Here is a 22,487-nt window from a genome sequence, read left to right as displayed (position 1 = left end):
TCGTGTCTGTGTTACCCAAAATTGTCTGGCCAATTCCCTCTAACAACCGGGGCAAGGAATTTATTAACCAGGAAGATATTCTCTCCCATTTAGCGGGGGAGTCTACCGGACAATATGCGATAGGCCGCTGTGGAATGTGGCATGGCGGGATCCATATCACCGAAGCCACGACCCCGTGGTGCGCACTCAGTGGTAAATCTCCTCTTGAAGCGATGGATTTCCCGGTTCCCTTTAAAGGTGAGCAGGCGATTCGATGCATGGCTGACGGGGAAGTGGTTGCTTATCGTATCTGCAAGGATTATCAGACGATTGCATGGGAATCCGGACCGCTGAGTTTCTCCGGTTCATTCGTCCTGGTAAAACACTACATTCAGCCGGGTGAAACGGAATCCAGCGGGCTTCATTTCTATACCCTGTATATGCACCTGGCTCCGTATTCTGCTTATGAGTCGGAATCGGAAAATCAGTGGATTACTCAGGATACACTTAAAGCGTTTTCTGAAATGGACTGGCTCACGGCAAAACTGACTTCTGAACAACTTCAGCCTCAGATTGCAGGGTATATGCCTGTGGGGGCAGGCGTTGAATGGGACTCCTCTGATACCAGTCTTAACGCGGCGGGGTATAACCAGCGCCGGTATGGTCTTGTGACGTTGAAAAGTTTACCTGATGCCGATGGTAATACAGATGATAAGCAAAAGGTCAGTACCTCATTGATCCTCGGTAAACGTTACTGGGTGGTAGTGGATAATAATAATATTAAACCCGCTCCCGGCGCTGGTCCGTCATGGTGGCGCAAGCTTATGCCTCCAGCCAAAGAGGCCATGAAATTTGACCAGGTTGTGTGTCCGTCTCCGTTCTCCATCACTGCCGGTGATCCTGTTGGTCATATGGGATATTATCAGGCACCTAAGGACGGGGGATATGAGGCCCGATACCAGGTACATATTGAATGCACGAGCATGGATGACAATCTGGAAAAGTTTCTGACCAATCCCGAACAGGCGGGAGAAAAGAATCCGCTCTGGCTGAAATACACTCCTGGCCTGGCGCTGTACAAAAAGGATGTTGCAACCGGTACATTCACAAAGGATACCAGAGTGACGACCAGAACAGGGATCCTGCCACTGAAACAGGTGCAGACAGAAGTCGATAAATCGACCAGACAGGAATACTGGCAGTTGCGACCAGAGAATGCCTACGTACCCAAAGGCCAGGCAGAACCGCAGCTTCTGTCACAGTATGATCTGGCAAAGCTTGGTTTCAGAACTGAAACCGCAGAACCGACCAGCTTTGATTACCTTGATGGAAAGAATCAGCCTGTTGGATTCTTCCGCAGCCTTATCAACTCACTTTACGAGGCCGCGACCGGTGATACGCGAACCAGTCACGCCCTGGTAAAGCATAATTATCAGCGCCTTCTTGATAAAATAGACAGTGGAAGCGATCGTTATTCTCCAATGGAATACTGGAGAGCTCTACATAATCCTGACTATCGTGAGGTCATTCAGAAAACTATCGTAAAACATCCCAGCGACTGGTACTTCAAAAAAGGCGATGCTATCTGGCAACCGTTCCTGAATGCGCTGAAGAAAGAAGCGCCGGAATGGAAGAAGTACAGCGAAGATTTTCTCGATAAGATGGTATGGATGCAGGATGTCACGACTGAGAAACTGGGACCCGAACTTTGGCATATGCACCCAATAATGTTTTTGGGGGCGATTATTAACATAAAAAAACAACATGCGGGACTTTTTACTGTGCAAGACGGGAAAGATGCTTTACGTAAGATATATGATAATTATGGTAAAGACATGTCTGTAATAGTTGAAAGAATGTTTCGCATTGAGACGACACATTTTACTTCTGGTCAATACCAGCATTGTGGTGCTCCAGGAATGGAAGTACATGGCACTCCGCCAGCATATGGATGGAGTTCTGATTTTTTTGCGCAGCACCCAGAATATCAGCCAACGGGGATTTGGAGTAAAAAAGAAGGAAAAGGATTAAGTGGACAGGGAGGTAATACCCAAGTCACGGATAAACCAAAGCAATTTGTAGTGTTCGATTCCGTTGAAAGCTCTATGGAATATATTGTGTATTACATCAATAAGCACGACGGAAACTATGCTCGGTGGTATTCAACCCAAGACTCAGCACAAAAGTTATATAGAAAAGAATGTGGGGCGATTATACCTAAATTTACTAACGAATTTTCCGAGACTAAACAATGATCAAGTTTAAAGTATTTCCTCTATTGTTACTAACATACTCTATCTCAGCATTTTCAGGTGTTACTGATGATGATTTTGATAATTGCTCGAAATATCTAGATAAAATAGTGGCTTCCAGCGATGCAAATCTGATAAATGAATTGAAAGTGGACAGAGATCTGATTACAGCAGACATCGACCGTGTCAGTAATGATAATATATATGCTAAAGTTCAATTCAATAGCAATCAATCCGTCGACACTCCGGGCGAAGGTTTTCTTTTATGGATGAAGTATGATTATCTCAAATTCAGTTTGGAAGACATTACTATTGACCCAGATAAACCAGAAAAATTAAAATTTGATGAAAGATATGCTTCAGTATATCTTAACTGCTTGAACAAAAAAACAGTCTACAAAGTTATTGGTACTGCTCGATTGCAGTTCTATAAAGATGATAAGTTATCTATTCCAAGTCAAGGTTTATTCATTTTGCCAGGGGAGTATGTAGAGGTCGAAGACAACTCCGGGAGTGCCTCGCATATTAAATATCAAGCAAAGAACGGGACAATTTACTCCTCTTGGATAGACTCCAGTCGCATACAGGAAATAACGCTTGGTACAAGAGAAAAATAAATGGTTATTCACCATTGTCAATAAAACCACATCAAGCCCCAACTTTAAAATGATTATTAATCTTACGACTAACATGGATAATTTTACAGGCGAAGGCGATGTGAATCTCTTCGGCGAGACGCTGCACCGGTTCTTCGCGCTCTATGCCGATATTCACCTCTTTAACCAGCTCACGCTGGTGCTGCAACCAACAGGGAAACGACTGAGATGGCGCGAGAATCACAGCCAGCACGTACCGGGCTGACTCTGGTCCTGAACAAAGATATCTGGCGGGCCAATTTTTATCGTTTCTGCCAGCTGCTGGAGCAGGAAAATCCGGATGCGCCGAAACTGGGCACCACCAGCCATCCGGCCAACGATCCGGTACGGTTCAGGCCCTGGCCTGGTATGGGATTCCCGGTCAGTACCCTGAAAGCGGTTGAGACCGACGAAGACCATCCGACATTACCCCCAACGGTCCGCACGACATTTCTCGGGGTGTATGGCGTGGACTCCCCTCTGCCAACGTCCTATCTGGATGACATTGCGCAGCGTCGTGAAGGCCATGAGGCGGTCACCTCATTTCTGGACATTTTTAGCCACCGGATCACCACGCAGTATTACCGGATCTGGCGAAAATACGCCTATCCGGCGACCTTCGAGGCGGGTGGCCGCGATGCCACATCACAGTGTCTGCTGGGGCTGGTGGGACTCGGTATACCGGGCACGGCTGAGCAGGTGGCAACGCCGGTTTCCCGCTTTCTGGCCTTGTTGGGCACCATGCGATTACCCACCCGCAATGCAGAAGGCATCCGGGCCCTGGTGAGCCTGCTGGCACCGAATACCTGGGCAATTATCACCGAACCGGATCCGGTGAAGGTCCATATCGATAACCCTAGTGGGCTGGGTGCCGGAAACCGCATCCGCCTTTCGCAGCGGGCCACGCTGGGTAAAACGGCAAAGGAAGCATGTAGCCGTGTGCTGGTGACGCTGGAGACAGAGGATCCAGCCGAGGCGGAAAGCTGGTTACCCGGTGGCGTCCTCCATACCGATTTACTGGTCCTGCTGCGCGTCTATCTCGGCTACCGAAGTGATGCCCGACTGCGCCTCACGGTACCCGTGCGGCTGTTGCCTGAACCGCGCCTTGGTAAAGGCAGGCGTATCCAGCTGGACCGGACCGGTTTACTGGGTCTCAAAGAAGGCAAGCTCAGCAATGACCGGGAAACTCTGACCGTCAGTCTGGGCCGCTATGAAGGGTTGCAATGTTCTGCTTTCTCCCCCGCTGAAGACGGACATTATCGCTTCGACTAATCACGTATTCCCACTTTCAATTAAGGAATTTTTGAATGGCAACAGTAACCCGCTGTTGGGCGTTGACGCTTATTGCCTGTAGCCTGCTCGCTGGCTGCGGTCTGACTCAGACCGTTACGGACGGTACGGTCAGCATCACGAAATCCATCTTCTACAAGAAAATTAAAACACTGCATCTGGATTTTACCCCGCGCAAGGCCATCAACGCCGATGGCGCACAGACGCCGCTGGCGACCATGGTGCGGGTTTATCAGCTCCGGGATCGTAAGGCGGTGGATGCCGCTGATTACCAGACGCTGCTGCGCAAGGCCGATACGGTACTTAAGGACGACGTGCTGGCATCAAAAGAGCTGCTGGTGATGCCCGAAGGCAGCGTGACGCTCAATATGCCCATGGATGAGGACACTCAGTTCGTGGCGGTGGTGGGGTTGTTTAACCGACCGGATCAGAAGGACAACCGCTGGCGTCTGGTGCTGACCCGTGACGACCTCGACCCGGACAAACCGCGCACGATTGAACTGGGTGATGGTTGGTTCAGCCTCGTGCCGGTGAAGGAGTGACGTGATGGATAACTGGTTAGCGCTTTTTGACGGACAAACCCGATATTTTCTGGATATTAATGACAGTCCAGTAAAGCCGGATGTTCTGCGCTTTCGCGGCAGGGAAGCCCTGAGTGAGCCGTTCCGGTGGGATATTGAGTTCACCTGCCTGCAGGCGAACATCCCCCCGGAACAGGTGCTGATGAAATATGCCACCTTCCGGATGCGAAGCGGCAAAAATGTCCACGGCAGGGTGACCCGCCTGGAATGGCTGTCCACATCCAGGGACCAGTCTCACTACCGGCTTACGCTCAGTTCCCGCCTGGCGCTGCTGGGATACACCCGGCAGTGCGCGGTATATCAGAACCAGTCCGTTCCTGAGGTGGTTGAGCAGGTGCTGCGCAAACACGGGCTGGAGGGACCTGATTTTGACTTCCGCCTGGAGCGCACCTACCCGCCGCGTGAAATTATCACCCAGTGGCGGGAAACGGACCTGGAGTTTATCCGGCGCATTCTGTCTGAGGTGGGGATTTACTGGCGCACGGAGATGGACGACGTGCGCGGTCTGGATACGTACATTTTTGCCGACAGCCAGCTGAACTACCGGTTTGACGTGCGCCTGCCGTACCGCGAGCCCTCGGGCCTGTTTGACGGCGCGGCAGAATCGGTCTGGGATGTGCGGACCTGGCACAGGATTGCCACCGGCACCGTCGCCACGCGGGATTACAACTACCGGACAGCCACCACGCCGATGGATGCGACGGTCAGTGTGCGCAGTGATGCGGTGACCACCGGGGAGCATTACCGCTACGCAGCGCCTTACCGTGACGCAGGTGACGACACCAGCCCGGAGCCGGAAACCGAATCCGGCGCTTTTTATGCCCGCATCCATCATGAGCGGGAACTGAACAAATCAGCCCGCATCCACCTGTTCAGCAATGCTGCCCACCTCACGCCCGGGCAGGTGCTGGAGCCACAGGGCGACGTCATTACGGCCCTGAAAGAGGGTGTTGTCCTCACGCTCGTGACCTTCCGGGGAGCCCGTGATTCCCGCCTGCACGTGTCGGTGTGGGGCATGCCCTACACCGAGCGTTACTGTTTCCGCCCGGCGGACATCCCGCGCCCGGAAATCCACGGCACGCTTCCGGCCCGGGTCGAGAGCCGGGAGAAAAATGATATTTACGCCCACCTTGACGAACAGGGGCGCTACCGGGTGAAGCCCGACTTCGACCGGGAGGGGACGGAACCCGGGTACGGCTACCTGTGGCTGCGGATGGCAAAGCCTTATGCCGGAGACACGCTGGGGTGGCACACACCGCTCACCGACGGGACCGAAGTGGCGATTGCGTACAGCAACGGCGATATTGACCTGCCGTATATCGCATATGCCCTGCACGATTCTGAACATCCGGACCCTGTCTCCCGCGACAACCACACCCGCAACGTGCTGCGCACCCCGGCGAACAACAAGCTGCGGATGGAGGATAAACGTGGCGAGGAGCACATCAAGCTCGCCACGGAGTACGGCAAAACGCAGCTAAACAGCGGGCATCTGGTGGACGCACAGGGACAGCGTCGCGGCACAGGCTCAGAGCTGCGCACCGATGAGTGGGGCACGATACGTGCCGGTAAAGGACTGTTTGTCAGCGCGGATGCACAGCCTAAGGCGCAGGGGGAAGCGCTGGACAGGGACGCTGCACTGAAGGAAATCGACCGGCTGAATCAGCAACTGCAGCAGCTGGAAATCGCGGCGGAGCAGGCACAGGCGCTGAAGGCGGACGTTGACAGCCAGATAAAGATGTTTGAGCAGCGGCTGAAGCCGCTCAATGAGGCGCTGCTGATGTCCGCTCCGGAAGGGATAGCCCTGACCAGCGGGGAGCACCTGCAGATGACGGCCGCGAAGAACGTCGCCATTAATGCGGGCGGGGATATCAGCACCGGCGTGATGGGGAACATGACGGTGCTGGCAGGCGAAAAGCTGGGGCTGTTTGCGCGGACGGGGCAACTGAGTCTGAAGGCGTCGGAAGGCCCGGTGGATGTCCAGGCGCAGAACGCCAGCCTGCGACTCTTTGCGGAGCAGAAGCTGACGCTGAGTTCAGCGAGTGACATCTCGTTTGCGGGGAAAAAACGCATCACGCTGATTGGGGGCGGAAGCTACCTGCGGCTGGAGGCGGGAAAGGTCGAGTATGGTACGACGGCGATGTATATGCGCAAAGTGAAGCGGACTATGGCGGCGGGAAGCAGTACCCTGGGGCAGGGAACTGCTGAAATGCCCGCTCCATTACCAAATTTATCATGTGGTCCAAATACAGCGTGTTTCAGGGTCCTGGATTCCTTAACAGGTTCTGAAGATATGGAATTTGCATATCAATTACAGACATCTACCGGTACAGTGGTAGGAAGAACTGATTCAGCTCTGACGCATGCAATAAATTCAGATACCGAAGAAAACGTAAACCTGGACTATGTTTTCCAGATCAGAGCGGGGACAAGGTAATGGCAGTTTCATCAACGACTACCACAAAAGAACCGGAGCAGCAGGAAAAGAAAGTCAGTGTAGACTTCTTCCATATTGATATGATCCCTAACGCGATGAGAGAAATGGGATGGGAAATGGCTCCTAAGTTAATGGAGCATTGGTTTGAAATTTCACCAGCATTTATTTTTACTACTGAAAGTAAAAGAAAAAAATTAGATGAAGATGCAAAAAACTTACCATCAACTCAAGTTAGTACTGAAATAGTCAAAATGTCATGGGCACTTAAATTTGAGCAGGTTAGCGCTGGGATTGAAGAGCTTACTGGTCGCTGGAAAAGTATGAAAGGTATTGCTCGATTAAGAAAATTGCTTCAAAATAAAGGTGATATTAATAAAGATGCGATATCTCTTGGGTATACTGACGATGTTATGGAATTGGATAACACATCCCAAGTAAATCTAATAACCATAGGAAGTAAATTTGATACGGTAAACGATTGGTATGGTGCAATGGGAAATTCGAATCTTAAAGTGTGTGTTCGTGGAATGACGCAAGCCAGGGAGGGGAAAGTATTTTTTATTGTAGATAAGTTGGGCTTTTACCTCAAGGATACTTATGATTTCGTTGATGAAGGAAATTCATCAGAGCCTTTAGGGGTTTGGAGTAAAAACCGTATACTAAACAAGGAAGAAACTGGCATTTACATGTCCACTTACTTATCTGGTTTTTGGGGGCATCTGGTGAGGAGTTTTTCAGGATTTGTGCCGATTTTTAACAAAGACTTCCGGAAGTGGCAAAAAAAACATGATTCAGGTGGTGATTACATTGTTTTTTCTGATGTATTATGGGTCTCGCCGAGAGAAACTGACAAGGAAATTCCTCTGTAAATGAAAATCAAAAAAATATATCTTGCATTTTTTTTATTGCTAATCATTTGGGCATTTTTGCCTTCTACTTTGTTTATCAATGAAAAAACAAAGGTATTTGATATAGTCAGTCCTGATAAACAATATAAGGTAAACATATATCATGCTAAAATAATATCTCCGTTATCACTTTATAAATACCTGAAAGATGAAGATTATTATTTTGTTTTATATGATTCTAATGGGGGCGTGATATTTAAGCCTTCACTATTTTACGGTATGTCTGAAATTGCGGCATATGACTCCATTGAATTTTTGTACGGTAAGGATAAAGAACTTCTTTTTCCTGGTGAATTAGGCTATGACGGGTTTGTTTTAAAATAAATCCATGTATTATATTTTTACTTTGATGCTTATTCAAATGCTATTTTCTGTAATGTTTATACTCGATTAACTTGAAGTTGCATGGTGAGATGGCTTATCAGTCGAGTTGTTCCGGGCTTAGCGATGAGTCGCTCATGCATTTTGAGGTTTGTTGGGTATATATTGCGGGCCATTAATTAGTGATTTTAATAACATAATCCGTAATTATTTTTCCCCATGTTGCGAATCTTTTCTGTTAATTATAGTTAGTATTCACTTTAAATATAGCTCGCTAGCGGGCGCTGACGCTTATTGCCTGTGGTTTGCTCGCTGGCTGCGGTCTGACTCAGACCGTTACGGACGGTACGGTCAGCATCACGAAATCCATCTTCTACAAGAAAATCAAAACGCTGCATCTTGATTTTACCCCGCGTACGGCCATTAACGCTGATGGCGCACAGACGCCGCTGGCGACAATGGTACGGATTTATCAGCTCAGGGATCGTAAAGCAGTTGATGCCAGCGATTACCAGACGCTATTGCGCAGGGCTGATACGGTACTTAAATACGACGTACTGGTATCAAAAGAACTGCTGGTGATGCCGTTTTCTTCCCGGGCGAGTTAACTGGAGATGATTTCTTATCAATCAATTACATAGGTAATTGTGTGGATGGGTACTCGATTTCCTCTCAACATAAAAAGTGGTGTAGCCGAATCATTTCTTTAATTCATTAATTCCATAGGCTTAACTTCATGACTATACAATGAAGAGTTCATGACGAGGATGAATAAACGTGCGCAGGGCAATTAAATCGATCTTAAAAATGATGCTCTAATGTATTATATTATTATTTCTTATCCTTTTTTCTATAAAGATGCTGGCTTATATTTAAACCACACCTGGTGAAAAATGTGAAATGAGAACAACACTTGCTATGCCATTACTTACATTCCTAACTACAAACCTTTTGGCGGATTGGGACGGGTATTACGTCTTTTTTCAAATCAACCTTTTTTCGCCGTCTATGATAAATCTGGAGGAAAAATAAAAATTTCAGCTTGATATTTTTGGGAATATCAGTTCTCAGATCTAGTTGCACCTGAATGGTCAGGAACCGATTTTCTATACCCATCTGACAGCGGGTTTTCAGGCTGGACTTTACCAGGGTGCAAAATCCGTAATCATTGAAATGATAGAGGACATCACATGAAGTCTTCAACATTAATTAAAAATAGAAATCAACCATTTCAGCAAGTTTCCTGAGGTCAAAATGCCAGACAGAAAATCCCCATCTTTATATGAAATTCTTACTGGCAACTTTACAGGGGAGCTTTCCCTTGAAGTTGTAAACGAAGAAGACCAGGTCATTTTATCAGTACTGGATAATATCCAGCGTATTTTAAATGCCCGTACTGGAACCGTAAGCCATTTACCAGATTATGGTTTGCCCGATATGACTAAAATTCTGCAAGGAATGCCTGGAACTGCCCATGAGTTAATCGATACGCTGGCTGGTGTCTTGCTTAAGTATGAACCCCGTGTGCAGTCTCTGAATGTCACTTTACTCGAACAGCAAGTGCCCGGTGAACTCCGCTACGCCATTGATGCTGAATTGAGAGGTATTGGGCTTGTACGGTATGGAACCCAGTTTATGCCCGAAGGTCGCGTTATGCTGCGACATCTTAAGAACCAGCAGCTTCTGGGCTCAGTAACCCCCCATTAATATCAGGTAATACCATGTCAGCAAAATCACAATTTATGAAAAAACTACAGGCCAGACAACCCGCACCTGTTCCTGTTGTCAGTAAGAGTCAGGCCGATATTGCAGAGTTTCGCCTGCGAATGGTAAAGCTTCAGGAGCAGATGGATGCGTGGCTGGTGGATACCGGACTTAATATAGAACCGTACACAGCATTCGTCTCGGACCTGATGGTGGTGGACGGCACTTTTGAAATTTCAGGTATCGTTCTTCGTTACGATGGCCGGGTCGTAAAGTTTACGCCGGTATTTCTGTATGGTAAGGGGGTGACTGGGTGCGTAGAGGCAATTTTCCATGAGCGAGGGCATATGACCTCCCTGGGCCGTTTATTCATGAGATCAGGTACCGTGAGTGACTGGACCTTTACTCCGCCTGGTGCTTTATCCTGCTCAAGACAGCAATTTGATGAGAGCACATTTTTTGGGCTAATTATCGCGCTTCTTTCATAGCGAAAACGGAATGAGTAATAATTTTTGGTGCCGTTAGCTATTCCGTTCTCATCAGAAGAAATAACAAAACTAGCGGGAAGCGGAACTCCAAAATAACAGAGTAAGTAACGAGTATGAAAAAGAGAGAATTAATCTTCCTTTTGGTCTCAGGAATTATTTTGACAACACAGGCCGATGCGGCACGCGGAAGGCAGCCTTGCTCAGGTTCAAAAGGAGGTATAGCGCACTGCACATCGGATGGACGCTTTGTCTGTAACGACGGGACTTTGAGTCAGTCGAAACGATTCTGTTCCGGGTATAGTCCCTCAGAAGGCAGCAATCGTTTAACACCATCAACTTCCTCCCGAAAAAAGCAGATGAAAAAGATAACAACTGCGAAAAAGCAGAAACAGCAACGCGTGACAGAAAACGACGAACCGGCCAGCACAAAAGCCCGACAGCCAACATGCGTACCCCTCTATATGGCCAACAAACCCGGATATACCCATTTACCGGTTTGCTCAGGGAGTCAATATTAATAAGATATAGCAAAGATGCCCTATTTGTTTTAAAGATTAAATAATCAGATTTATATGAAACAAGGAAATAAATAACATATGGCACGAAGGAAAAAAGATGACAATGCCGCAGGAATTATTTTGGTTGTTATCGGTGTAATTGCCTGGGGTATTTATGTCACGGTAAGAGCATTAATAAATTTTAATGAGCGATTTATCGAGTCTGTGTCTAATCCAGCAGGAATCATCAGTTTATTCTTTGGCTTACTGATAGCCGTTGCGTTGATAATGCGGGTTTTCATGTACCGGGGCTTCCGTAAGAAAACAGCGGAGCTGGAACAGGCTATGTCGAACCTCATTCAGAAAGAGAAAGCCTTTGAAGAAACCGTCAGTACTGAAGTGGCTCGCGGTCTGTATCAGGAAAAGAAACAGCTTTCCGGTCAGTGGGATGACTTCCACAATGCCAAAAATAAAGCCTCCCGGACACTGCAGCGTATTGTGGACTCCGCGTACAAATTCAAAGTCAAAACCCTGCTTTCTGGCACCACGGTGAATAACTGGCAAAGCAAGTACGACCAGCTCAGGAAGGAAAGAGAGGCTTACGCTGCTATCAGCGAGAAAATCGCCTTTCTGGAACTGGAAGATAACGCCGACTGGGAAGGCGTAAAACAGCAGTTTCTGGATAAGGTTGCACTGCTGGAAAAAGCGCAGGAAGAAAAAGAATATCAGGCTGAGCTCAAGCGCCAGATGCGTGAAGAAAAACAGCGTCAGGATGAGCTGGAACAGCAGCAGCGCGAAGCGGAAGAGGAGGAGCAACGTCTCGCCGAACAGCAGCGTTTACTGGAAGAAGCCCTGCTCGCCGCTGAAGGTGCTCACAGGGTAGAACTGGAAAGACAGCGCCTGGAGTTGGAGCAGAAAATCCAGGACGTGCATCAGCAGTATGAACGTGCCAAATCCATGGCCCAGCTCACCAAACAGGGATACGTGTATGTCATTTCGAATATCGGCTCCTTCGGTGAAAACGTCTTCAAAATCGGTATGACCCGACGACTGGAGCCCATGGAGCGCGTGAAAGAATTGAGCGGGGCAGCTGTGCCGTTTGATTTTGATGTCCACGCCATGATTTCTTGCGATGACGCCCCTGCGCTAGAAAGGACGTTACATGAACATCTGGAACGCTACCGGATTAACCGAATCAATCTGCGTAAAGAGTTTTTCCGGATCGAGCTTAGCGAATTATTGAAGAGGTGGAGCGTCACCACGGGCAGATTGAATATATTGCTGACCCGGTAGCGCTACAGTATCTGCAGAGTCTCGAATATGCAGAAAGCGAAGCCGCATAAACAATAACCTTTATTAGCTCCAGATACGTCAAATGGACAATAGGTCATGAATGACATCATCCCACATACAATTAAAACCGGTGGCGACCCGCGCACGCTGCCAGATTACGCTGCTTTCCGCGATGAGCTCAGCAAGCTGACGCATCCTGCTCGCCCGGATGTGAACTGGCAATATGTCGAAAGACGCTGTCTCTCTCTGTTCGAACAGAACGGTGTGGAGTTGCAGACTGCAGCCTGGTACACCCTTGCCCGGACTCATCTGTCTGGATTAGCAGGCCTGAACGAAGGGCTGGCGATTCTGGAGGCCCTGATTAGCCACCAGTGGGACGTTTTCTGGCCGAAGACGCTACACGCTCGTATGGAAATCCTTAGCGGCTTGAGCCAGCGCCTGCAGCAGCGCATGCGTATGCTTCCACTCAACAACAGCCATCTTAGCGAGCTTTATAGCGCTGAAGCGTTGCTTACCCGGCTGGGTTCGGTGCTCCAGCGCCTTGAACTGAAGCACCTTAGCCAGTTCGATACATTACGAACGTTGGTACGTTCGAATGCTGAACGGCTGGAAATCCGTAATGACGCATCAGATTTGAATGCGATTAAGCTGCCCGGTCGTGACTTACCTCAGGAGAGGGCGGAATCGGTTGGCGAAGTGAAATGGGTCTATGTTGTGCAGCCGGAGAATCAGCCTGATGCAGAGGGTCTTACGACAGCGCACGGGGCGGTCAGACCATGGAAACCCTTTGTCGCCGGGATGTGTTCTATGCTGGTGGTCAGCCTCGCCGCGGCGTGGGGAGGGGGCTTTCTGTCCAGACCCGATCCCTTAACGACTCAGGCTAATGCATCTCTGGCGCCGTTACCTGAAGTGCTTACACCTGTTCAGCAAGACGCGTTAGCACAGCAAGGTACTTTGCCGTCCACATTTATCACTGAAACGCAGCAGCAGCTTGTCCGACTGGATAAGCTGCCTCCTGACTGGAATATTTCCTACAGCCTTCAGCTGTTAGCGCAACTCCAGACATTGCGGCCGGAGGAGGCGAAGCCGCTCACCTCACAGTGGCAGCAAAAATTTAACGCGGCAGCGTTGCCTGTCGACGCTATGAACAGTTGGTATGAAGGAATGATGAAGCTTCAGCAACTGAGTCATCGGCTGAGCAGTCTGGATGAGCAAAAAGGAAAATATATCACGGTGAGTGAGCTTAAATCGGTGGTTTTTTCGACTATACAGTCATTTAACCAAACAATACCGGCTGAAGAACAACTCAGACGCCTGTCACAGCATCCAGATGGAGATGCGCTTCCTGAAGCCGAAAAGACCCAACTGGAGTTGCGCCTAAGACAGCTTGCTGCGCGTTACGCTCAAATAAAACAGGATTCTTCTGCTCAGTGAATTCTGGCGATAGACAGGTGAATGCGCGTGAAGGTCAAAGTGTCCCCTGCAGGAATCGAACCTGCAACTAGCCCTTAGGAGGGGCTCGTTATATCCATTTAACTAAGGGGACGAGGCGGCACGAGTATAGCGTCATTTACACTTTGCGTTAAGCGCATCGCCGCCTGACTGCTCAAAGAGTCACCATTCAGGACGATTTTTTTGTCGATTTATCATCATTTTCCCGCGCTTTAAGCTCCGCTTTGCGTTTGTTCGACATGTCGTTACGGATTTGGGCATGGCTTAACAGCGCGAAGATAAACGTTCCGCCGCAGATGTTTCCTGCTAGTGTCGGTAAGGCGAACGGCCAGAAAAAGTCGCTCCAGTGAAGCGTACCGTTAAAGACCAGATACAGTATTTCTACGGTACCGACCACAATATGCGTGGTGTCAGCCAGCGCAATCAGCCAGGTCATCAATATAATCACCACAATTTTGGCGCTCCCTGCTGAAGGAAACATCCAGACCATCGTGGCGATAATCCAGCCAGAGATGATGGCATTAGAGAACATTTCGATCGGGGTGTTTTTCATCACATCCATGCCGATTTTTACAAATGCGTCCCGGGTGGGTTCATCAAAGATCGGCATGTACTCAAACGCCCAGGCCGCGATGCCCGTGCCGATGATATTACCCAGCAGGACGACGCTCCACAGACGCATCAATAAACCGAAATTGCCGAGGGTAGGGTTTTGCATCACCGGCAGAACGGCGGTCACCGTGTTTTCGGTAAACAGCTGCTGGCGGGCCATGATGACAATCACAAAGCCGAAGGTATAGCCGAGATTCTCGAGTAAAAAACCGCCCGGCACACCTTCCAGCTGAACATGAAATATCCCTTTGGCGAGCAGAGAGGCGCCCATTGAGAGCCCTGCGGCGATAGCTGACCAGAAGAGGGCCATGGCATCGCGCTCCATCTCTTTTTCACCGTCCTGGCGTATATGCTCATGGATGGCCATCGCGCGGGAAGGGAGGCGATCTTCATCAATTTCTATTTTCTCGCCACGCGCTTTCTCCTCGCTTTCAATTTCAAGTTCCTCATCGCTCTCGCCAATTTTTTCTTCGCCCACGTCTTTCATATCTGCTCCCGGAGGTTGATCTTTCTGTTAAGCGTAGCGGCTTTTATCGGGATGCCTGTGGGGATGCTCTTAAATTGGCGGCAATGACAACAAAGGTGATACATCTCTTTCAAAGACATTATAAAATTGCCAGCGAAACGAATTCCAAAAGCCAGGCTATGCTGAGATCAGAGTCACGGTGATTACTGCCCGTAATTGTGCTCATAGACATCGGTAAACGTGCTGTTACAATCGCTTGCACGTTTACAGACGGAGCATCAACGGCTCCGTTACGGATGGCAATCAACGATAGCCATACTGAACAGGGAGATATTTATGAAACTTCGGCTGTCGGCGCTTGCGCTTGGCGCGACGATGCTTGTGGGCTGCGCCAGCTCCGGGGAGCAAACGGGACGCTCCGATCCTCTCGAAGGATTTAACCGCTCCATGTATAACTTCAACTACAACGTGCTGGACCCGTATGTGGTTCGCCCGGTGGCAGTGGCATGGCGCGATTATGTTCCCCAGCCCGCGCGTAACGGGTTAAGTAACTTTACTAGCAACCTCGAAGAGCCTGCGGTAATGGTGAACTACTTCCTGCAGGGCGACCCGTATCAGGGGATGGTGCACTTTACCCGCTTCTTCCTGAACTCCATTCTGGGGATGGGCGGCTTTATTGACGTGGCAGGCATGGCGAACCCGAAACTGCAGCGTGAGCAGCCGCACCGTTTCGGCAGCACAATGGGACATTATGGCGTCGGGTACGGTCCGTACATGCAATTACCGTTCTACGGCAGTTTCACCCTTCGTGATGACGGCGGCGATATGGTTGATACGCTGTATCCGGTTCTGTCGTGGCTGACCTGGCCGCTGTCGGTGGGTAAATGGACGGTGGAAGGGATTGAAACCCGTGCGCAACTGCTCGACTCTGATGGCCTACTGCGCCAGTCTTCTGACCCGTATATTATGGTGCGAGAAGCGTACTTCCAGAATCATGATTTTATTGCTAACGGCGGTAAGCTGAAACCGGAAGAGAATCCAAACGCGAAGGCGATCGAGAACGAACTAAAAGATATCGATTCGGAGTAAATAAAAAAGGTGAGCAATGCTCACCTTTTTCAATTCCTGCGCGATTAGAACGCGTAGTTGAAGTTCATACCATACAGCCAGGCTTTACCTTCGGAAGAGAACTCATACGGGCCTTCTTTGAAGGAAACTTTTTGACCGTGCATATAAGAGATACCGGCGTCAATTGAGGCATCCTTGTTGAAGGCATAAGTAGCACCTGCGCTCAGCCAGAAACGGTCCTGATCCGGAATAGAGATGGAGCGCTTGTCGGCAGGAACCGGGCTGTCATCGAAGGCAATACCGGTACGGAACGTCCAGTTATCATCCATATAGTAGGTTGTCCCCAGCGCGATGCGGTAAGCGTCGCGGAAGCTTTCATCTTTATAGAAGAGCGTGTCGCCTTTGCTGTTGGTTGCTTTCAGCTCCTGGAACTGACTCCAACTGGTATAGGTTAGGCTATAATGAATTGCCCACTGTGGCGCCACTTTATTATAACCTGACAGTTCCCACATTTCCGGCAGGTGCAGGCTCAGAGAACCGCCAGTGGTACTACCGTTGGTACCCATCGGCAGGCCGAAGTTGCCGAGGATCTGGTTATAGGCAGAAGGCAGGCTGCTCTTATAATCGCCATCGAAATCGATTTTAACTTCGGAACGGTAGGTAAAGCCGTAACGGTTGTTTTTATCAAGTTCATACAGGATACCGGCGTTCCAGCCAAAGCCCCACTCATCGCCCTTCAGATAAGCGATCTGAGTGTCTGCTGGGATACCCGCAACTTGACGCGCCAGGGCAGGCGGCAGTGCACCTGAGCCAGCAACGACTTTGCCCAAATCGCCCGCGTAACGTTCGATTTTCGCTTTGGCATACACAGCATCAAAGCCAACGCCGAAGCTCCAGTGGCTATCCAGACGGTAAGCACCGCTGAGGTTTAGGTTCAGGGTTTCCAGATCGGTTTTACCGCCAAATGCCCCTGCGGCATAGTTATCACCAAACTCGGTCGCTAAACCGTAGTTAGAGGTCACGGAGGCACCCCAACCAAACTGGTCGTTAATAGGCGCCACGAAATGCATGTTTGGCACCCACGCCGTTGGCGCGATGTTATCTGAATTCAGACTGGCACCGGTAGGTGAACGGCCCGTAATATCAACGCCCGGATCAACGAAAATCGCACCGGCAGAGAAGGTCGGACGATCAAACATCATGATCAATGCGGGGTTACGACTTGCGTTACCCGCATCATCAGCAATAGCGCCTTCCCCTGAATACGCGCGGCCAAGGCCAGAGGAAGAAAATTCGTTTAACTGAAAGCCCGCTGACCATGCGGAAGTGGAGACGAGTGCCACTGCGACTGCCAGCGCAGTCTTGTTGAACAGGGTTTTCTGGCTCATGACCATAACCTCATTGAGTTATTTTTATTCAATAATTGTTACATACCGTAACAGGAGCGCGAAGTGTAGGGTCTGAGGTATGACAGACAAATCAGACCAGTGGCCAGAGTATAGGTCCGACCAGCCTAAATGTTGCAAGTTTGTTTATTAATATTTTCAAACATGTTTCTTGAAACGAGATCTGGTTGGCAAAATTGTGACCATCGCGACTCACCCAAAAGGGTGGTTTTTGTTTTAGATCATTTTTTAGTGTGATATTGGTCACTTATCCGATTTTGCGCCATTAACGGCTGGAGAGAGCCCGCGCCGGGGCGTAAAATATCAGCATCGTGTTTATCTCGCGCGCTGCGCGAATACAGAGGAAATTGAGCTATGAGTAAATGCAGTGCTGATGAAACCCCGGTTTGCTGCTGTATGGATGTTGGCACCATCATGGACAACTCCGATTGCACCGCGTCTTACAGCCGTGTGTTCACCAACCGCGCCGAAGCGGAAAAGACCCTGGCCGCGCTGAGCAAGCGTGCGCGTGATGTTGAATCCGATCCGTGTGAAATCAAGTCGACCTTTACCGAAGTGGAAGGCGGCGTGAAGCTGGACATCGACTTTGTTTTTGCCTGCGAAGCTGAAACGCTGATTTTCCAGCTGGGTCTGCGTTAATTTCTGCGGCCTGATGCCCTCACTCCGACCCTCTCCCACGGGAGAGGGCGCAAGCATTAAAAACGGTAACCTACGGGTTACCGTTTTGCTTTTACCTTGCGTACCCGGCAACATACCGCACAAATGCCCCTGCCATACAGGGGCATTTTCTTTTTCTTCTCTGTGTTTTAGCTCGCACTTTTTCGTTTCCCCGATTGGCTGAATGTAAAAAAATGGTTAAGACTATTATCAGGTCAGACCACTTAGTGTTTGCGAATATTTTTTTACAGGGGAGTGTTATGAGTCAGGCATTACCGCTTATTACCCGTCAGGGCGATCGCATTGCCATAGTCAGTGGATTGCGCACGCCATTTGCGCGTCAGGCAACGGCGTTTCATGGCATACCGGCCGTCGACCTGGGGAAAATGGTAGTGGGGGAGATGCTGGCTCGCAGCGAAATTCCGCCGGAGGTCATCGAACAGCTGGTCTTCGGCCAGGTCGTGCAGATGCCTGAAGCCCCCAACATTGCGCGGGAAATCGTCCTCGGTACCGGGATGAATGTTCATACCGACGCCTACAGCGTCAGCCGCGCCTGCGCAACCAGCTTCCAGGCCGTGGCTAACGTCGCCGAAAGCCTGATGGCGGGCACCATTCGCGCCGGGATAGCGGGGGGAGCGGACTCCTCTTCGGTACTGCCAATTGGGGTCAGTAAAAAGCTGGCGCGCATCCTGGTGGATGCCAACAAAGCCCGTACGACGGGTCAGAAGCTCAAACTCTTCTCGCGTTTACGTCTGCGCGACCTGATGCCTGTACCTCCTGCCGTCGCGGAATACTCCACCGGCCTGCGCATGGGCGACACCGCCGAGCAGATGGCCAAAACCTACGGCATTACTCGTGAACAGCAGGATGCGCTGGCGCATCGTTCACATCAGCTTGCGGCAAAAGCCTGGTCGGAAGGCAAGCTGACCGATGAGGTCATGACCGCCTATATTCCGCCCTATCGCGAACCGCTTGCGGAAGATAACAATATTCGTGGCACGTCAACGCTGGCGGATTACGCCAAACTGCGCCCGGCGTTTGACCGCAAGCACGGCACCGTGACGGCGGCGAACAGTACGCCGCTGACGGACGGGGCTGCCGCCGTGATCCTGATGACCGAATCCCGTGCGAAAGAGCTGGGCATTACTCCCCTGGGCTATTTACGCAGCTACGCCTTCACCGCCATTGACGTCTGGCAGGACATGCTGTTGGGTCCGGCATGGTCCACGCCGCTGGCGCTGGATCGCGCGGGGCTGACGCTGGCTGATTTAACCCTGATTGATATGCACGAAGCGTTTGCCGCGCAAACCCTGGCAAACGTCCAGCTGCTGGCAAGCGAGCGTTTCGCACGTGATGTGCTGGGCCGCGCGCATGCCACGGGCGAAGTGGATCAGAGTAAATTCAACGTGCTGGGCGGCTCTATCGCCTACGGTCATCCGTTTGCCGCTACAGGTGCGAGGATGATCACGCAAACATTACATGAACTCCGTCGCCGTGGCGGCGGGTTTGGCCTTGTTACCGCCTGTGCGGCGGGCGGCCTTGGCGCAGCAATGGTTCTGGAGGCTGAATAATGGATATGCCATCTGCATTTAATCTGACGGTTCGCCTCGATAACGTGGCCGTTATTACTATTGATGTGCCTGATGAAAAGATGAATACCCTGAAGGCCGAATTTGGCGTTCAGGTGCGCGCGATGCTAAAGCAGATCCGCGAGAACAAAGCCATTCGCGGCCTGGTGTTTATCTCTGCCAAACCCGACAACTTTATCGCCGGGGCGGATATCAACATGATTGCCCGGGCGCAAAGCGCGCTGGAAGCCGAAGAGCTGGCGCGTCAGGGCCAGCAGGTGATGTCGGAGATCAACAGTCTCCCAATCCCGGTCATCGCAGCGATCCACGGTGCGTGTCTGGGCGGTGGGCTGGAGCTGGCGCTGGCCTGCCACAGCCGCATCTGTACTGACGATGCGAAAACCATTCTGGGCCTGCCGGAAGTGCAGCTGGGCCTGCTGCCAGGTTCTGGCGGAACGCAGCGTCTGCCGCGGCTGGTGGGCGTCAGCACGGCGCTGGAGATGATCTTAACCGGTAAACAGCTGCGTGCCCGTCAGGCGCTGAAAGCCGGTCTGGTCGATGACGTCGTGCCGCAGTCCATTTTGCTGGAGGCCGCCGTTGAGCTTGCGCTGAAAGGGCGTCAGGCAAAACGTCCTCTGCCGGTTCGCGAGCGCGTGCTGGCCGGTCCGCTGGGGAGAACGCTCCTGTTCAATATGGTGGGCAAAAAGACCGAACAAAAAACCAAAGGCAATTACCCGGCGGCAAAGCGGATCCTCGACGTGATCGAAACCGGGCTGTCGCAGGGCAGCAGCAGCGGCTATGCCGCGGAGGCCAAAGCCTTTGGTGAACTGGCGATGACGCCGCAGTCACAGGCATTGCGCAGCATCTTCTTCGCCAGCACTGACGTCAAAAAAGATCCCGGCAGCAAGGCGGAGCCTGCGCCTCTGCGTGCCATTGGCGTACTGGGTGGGGGGCTCATGGGCGGCGGTATCGCTTTTGTTACCGCCAGCAAAGGCAAATTGCCGGTACGCATCAAAGACATTAACCCTAAGGGAATCAACCACGCGCTGCAGTACAGCTGGCAGAACCTTGATCAAAAGGTCAAACGCCGCCATATCAAGGCAAGCGAGCGTGATAAAACCCTGGCGACGATCTCCGGTACGACGGATTACAGCGGTTTTGCGCACCGCGATCTGGTGATTGAAGCCGTGTTTGAAGATCTGGCGCTTAAGCAGAAGATGGTGGCAGACGTTGAGCAGCATTGCGCCCCGCATACCATTTTTGCCTCTAACACGTCGTCATTACCGATTGGCGATATCGCGGCGAAAGCCGCGCGTCCGGAGCAGGTGATCGGGCTGCACTTCTTTAGCCCGGTAGAAAAAATGCCGCTAGTGGAAGTTATTCCACACGAGACTACCAGTCCGCAAACCATCGCCACGGTAGTCAAACTTGCGAAGAAGCAGGGTAAAACGCCGATCGTGGTCGCAGATAAAGCTGGCTTCTACGTCAACCGTATTCTGGCACCCTATATTAATGAAGCCATGCGGCTGCTGACGGAAGGCGAGAAGATCGAGCACGTCGACGAGGCGCTGGTAAAGTTTGGTTTCCCCGTTGGCCCAATCCAACTTTTGGATGAGGTGGGAATAGACACCGGCACTAAAATTATACCTGTGCTGGAGGCGGCTTATGGCGATCGTTTTAGCCCGCCTGCAAACATTGTTTCTGCAATTTTGAAGGACGATCGCAAAGGCAGAAAAAATGAACGCGGTTTCTATCTTTACGGCGCGAAAGGGCGTAAAAGCAAGAAACAGGTCGACCCTTCGGTTTATGGGCTTATTTCGACCACCGGTCAGGAAAAACTGTCTGCCGTTCAGTGCGCTGAACGTTGCGTGATGATGATGCTCAATGAAGCGGCGCGCTGTTTTGGTGAGCAGGTGATCAATAGCGCACGCGATGGCGACATCGGCGCGGTATTTGGTATTGGTTTTCCGCCGTTCCTTGGCGGCCCGTTCCGTTACATGGATACACTCGGCGCGGGTGAAGTGGTTGCCATTTTGCAACGTCTGGCCTCGCAATATGGCCCACGGTTTACACCGTGCGACGAATTATTGCAGATGGCGGAACGGGGCCAGACATTTTGGCCTGCACGGGAAACTGATTTCGTAAACTGAAGTCAAAGAAGGGTAAATCCTGAGGTGAATGAACCTGTTCTGGCGATTTTGTAAACAGAGATTGACTATACTTACGCCATTGAGGTAAAAAACAGCGTTTCATTCATCGAATGGATCAGGCACAATGCCCGGACATCGGGTTTTCTACCTCTTAGCATTTATCGCGGGTAGTTAACGCCGGTGATTCTGGTTAACAAAAGCGGTGCAATATGCAAGTTTTCATCATGCGTCACGGCGACGCGGCACTCGATGCCGCCAGTGACTCAGTACGTCCTTTAACCGTCTGTGGCTGCGACGAATCCCGTCTGATGGCAACCTGGCTTAAAGGTCAAAAAGTGGACATTGAACGCGTTCTTGTGAGTCCGTTCCTGCGTGCAGAACAGACGCTGGATGTGGTAGGGGAGTGTATGAACCTGCCGTCCAGTGTGGATGTTCTCCCCGAACTGACACCATGCGGTGATGTCGGCCTTGTCAGCGCTTATCTTCAGGCGCTGTGCAATGAAGGTGTCGCTTCCGCACTGGTCATTTCCCACCTGCCGCTGGTCGGCTATCTGGTATCTGAGCTGTGCCCGGGCGAAACGCCGCCTATGTTCACCACTTCCGCGATTGCCAACGTCACCCTCGACGAAACCGGCAAAGGGGTCTTCAACTGGCAAATGAGCCCGTGCAACCTGAAGATGGCAAAAGCGATCTGACGTGACGTGTGACAGGGCGGGGTGCTAT

18 protein-coding genes, 1 tRNA gene and 3 pseudogenes are annotated in these 22,487 nt (G+C 50.8%); 19 read left to right on the top strand and 3 right to left on the bottom strand.

Features of this window, described 5'->3' with window-relative positions; translation table 11 throughout:
- Window positions 1-2 precede the first annotated feature (2 nt).
- The 14 genes and pseudogenes from L362_RS11045 to L362_RS11100 all read left to right on the top strand — a co-directional run bounded on the left by L362_RS11045 (window position 3) and on the right by L362_RS11100 (window position 13,819).
- Complete coding sequence (locus tag L362_RS11045; protein ID WP_023344618.1) at window positions 3-2,234, top strand: hypothetical protein; 2,232 nt, start codon at window positions 3-5, stop codon at window positions 2,232-2,234.
- Window positions 2,231-2,848, top strand: a complete 618-nt coding sequence (locus L362_RS11050; RefSeq protein ID WP_023344617.1) for a hypothetical protein — start codon at window positions 2,231-2,233, stop codon at window positions 2,846-2,848. The genes L362_RS11045 and L362_RS11050 overlap by 4 nt, the downstream gene beginning before the upstream one ends.
- Window positions 2,849-2,903: 55 nt before the next feature.
- A pseudogene (locus tag L362_RS11055) lies at window positions 2,904-3,092 on the top strand (type VI secretion system baseplate subunit TssF); the annotation flags it as partial.
- Window positions 3,056-4,138, top strand: coding sequence for a type VI secretion system baseplate subunit TssG (gene tssG, locus L362_RS11060; protein ID WP_023344616.1), 1,083 nt, complete (start codon window positions 3,056-3,058; stop codon window positions 4,136-4,138). The pseudogene L362_RS11055 and the gene tssG, both read left to right, overlap by 37 nt.
- Before the next feature lie 35 nt (window positions 4,139-4,173).
- Window positions 4,174-4,698 (top strand): type VI secretion system lipoprotein TssJ, encoded by a 525-nt coding sequence (tssJ, locus tag L362_RS11065; RefSeq protein ID WP_023344615.1) that lies wholly within the window; start codon window positions 4,174-4,176, stop codon window positions 4,696-4,698.
- Window positions 4,699-4,702: 4 nt separating this feature from the next.
- Entirely contained in the window at window positions 4,703-7,174 is a 2,472-nt protein-coding gene (locus L362_RS11070; RefSeq protein WP_023344614.1) for a type VI secretion system Vgr family protein, read from the top strand.
- Complete coding sequence (locus L362_RS11075; RefSeq protein ID WP_023344613.1) at window positions 7,174-8,043, top strand: DUF6402 family protein; 870 nt, start codon at window positions 7,174-7,176, stop codon at window positions 8,041-8,043. Before L362_RS11070 ends, L362_RS11075 begins: the two co-directional genes overlap by 1 nt.
- Window positions 8,044-8,406, top strand: a complete 363-nt coding sequence (locus tag L362_RS11080; protein ID WP_008502625.1) for a DUF6201 family protein — start codon at window positions 8,044-8,046, stop codon at window positions 8,404-8,406.
- A gap of 281 nt (window positions 8,407-8,687) precedes the next feature.
- Window positions 8,688-8,999, top strand: a pseudogene (gene tssJ, locus L362_RS0123045) (type VI secretion system lipoprotein TssJ); the annotation flags it as partial.
- Between the two features lie 658 nt (window positions 9,000-9,657).
- The gene (gene tssE / locus L362_RS11085; protein WP_023294209.1) at window positions 9,658-10,110 is read left to right on the top strand and encodes a type VI secretion system baseplate subunit TssE; all 453 of its coding nucleotides are present in this window, start codon (window positions 9,658-9,660) and stop codon (window positions 10,108-10,110) included.
- 14 nt (window positions 10,111-10,124) lie between these two features.
- Window positions 10,125-10,595 (top strand): hypothetical protein, encoded by a 471-nt coding sequence (locus L362_RS11090; RefSeq protein ID WP_023344612.1) that lies wholly within the window; start codon window positions 10,125-10,127, stop codon window positions 10,593-10,595.
- A gap of 113 nt (window positions 10,596-10,708) precedes the next feature.
- Window positions 10,709-11,113 (top strand): YdcA family protein, encoded by a 405-nt coding sequence (locus L362_RS25105; RefSeq protein ID WP_071787683.1) that lies wholly within the window; start codon window positions 10,709-10,711, stop codon window positions 11,111-11,113.
- Between the two features lie 78 nt (window positions 11,114-11,191).
- A pseudogene (locus L362_RS11095) lies at window positions 11,192-12,435 on the top strand (GIY-YIG nuclease family protein).
- 46 nt (window positions 12,436-12,481) lie between these two features.
- Complete coding sequence (locus L362_RS11100) at window positions 12,482-13,819, top strand: VasL domain-containing protein (RefSeq protein ID WP_023344610.1); 1,338 nt, start codon at window positions 12,482-12,484, stop codon at window positions 13,817-13,819.
- A 40-nt stretch (window positions 13,820-13,859) separates the two neighbouring features.
- Here L362_RS11100 and L362_RS11105 read toward each other — a convergent pair.
- Together L362_RS11105 and L362_RS11110 are read right to left on the bottom strand one after the other, a co-directional pair.
- A tRNA-Arg gene (locus L362_RS11105) sits at window positions 13,860-13,931 on the bottom strand.
- 75 nt (window positions 13,932-14,006) lie between these two features.
- Entirely contained in the window at window positions 14,007-14,936 is a 930-nt protein-coding gene (locus tag L362_RS11110) for a formate/nitrite transporter family protein (protein ID WP_023325783.1), read from the bottom strand.
- Between the two features lie 315 nt (window positions 14,937-15,251).
- Here L362_RS11110 and mlaA point away from each other — a divergent pair, with 315 nt between their 5' ends.
- Entirely contained in the window at window positions 15,252-16,004 is a 753-nt protein-coding gene (mlaA, locus tag L362_RS11115) for a phospholipid-binding lipoprotein MlaA (protein ID WP_008502619.1), read from the top strand.
- 44 nt (window positions 16,005-16,048) lie between these two features.
- Here mlaA and fadL read toward each other — a convergent pair whose 3' ends face one another.
- The gene (fadL, locus tag L362_RS11120) at window positions 16,049-17,371 is read right to left on the bottom strand and encodes a long-chain fatty acid transporter FadL (RefSeq protein WP_023344609.1); all 1,323 of its coding nucleotides are present in this window, start codon (window positions 17,369-17,371) and stop codon (window positions 16,049-16,051) included.
- A gap of 372 nt (window positions 17,372-17,743) precedes the next feature.
- On the opposite strand from fadL, the gene L362_RS11125 reads away from it, so the two are divergent.
- The 4 genes from L362_RS11125 (at window position 17,744) to sixA (ending at window position 22,459) form a co-directional block, all read left to right on the top strand.
- The gene (locus tag L362_RS11125) at window positions 17,744-18,028 is read left to right on the top strand and encodes a YfcZ/YiiS family protein (RefSeq protein ID WP_023344608.1); all 285 of its coding nucleotides are present in this window, start codon (window positions 17,744-17,746) and stop codon (window positions 18,026-18,028) included.
- 278 nt (window positions 18,029-18,306) lie between these two features.
- The gene (gene fadI, locus L362_RS11130) at window positions 18,307-19,617 is read left to right on the top strand and encodes an acetyl-CoA C-acyltransferase FadI (protein ID WP_021241580.1); all 1,311 of its coding nucleotides are present in this window, start codon (window positions 18,307-18,309) and stop codon (window positions 19,615-19,617) included.
- On the top strand, window positions 19,617-21,764 hold the full coding sequence (fadJ, locus tag L362_RS11135; RefSeq protein WP_023344607.1) for a fatty acid oxidation complex subunit alpha FadJ: 2,148 nt from the start codon (window positions 19,617-19,619) through the stop codon (window positions 21,762-21,764). Before fadI ends, fadJ begins: the two co-directional genes overlap by 1 nt.
- A 209-nt stretch (window positions 21,765-21,973) precedes the next feature.
- Complete coding sequence (gene sixA, locus L362_RS11140; RefSeq protein ID WP_014884683.1) at window positions 21,974-22,459, top strand: phosphohistidine phosphatase SixA; 486 nt, start codon at window positions 21,974-21,976, stop codon at window positions 22,457-22,459.
- Window positions 22,460-22,487: the final 28 nt, after the last annotated feature.

This window comes from Enterobacter sp. MGH 16 (assembly GCF_000493175.1).
Classification (GTDB): Bacteria; Pseudomonadota; Gammaproteobacteria; order Enterobacterales; family Enterobacteriaceae; genus Enterobacter; species Enterobacter roggenkampii.
This window is presented reverse-complemented; position numbering and strand designations above follow the sequence as displayed.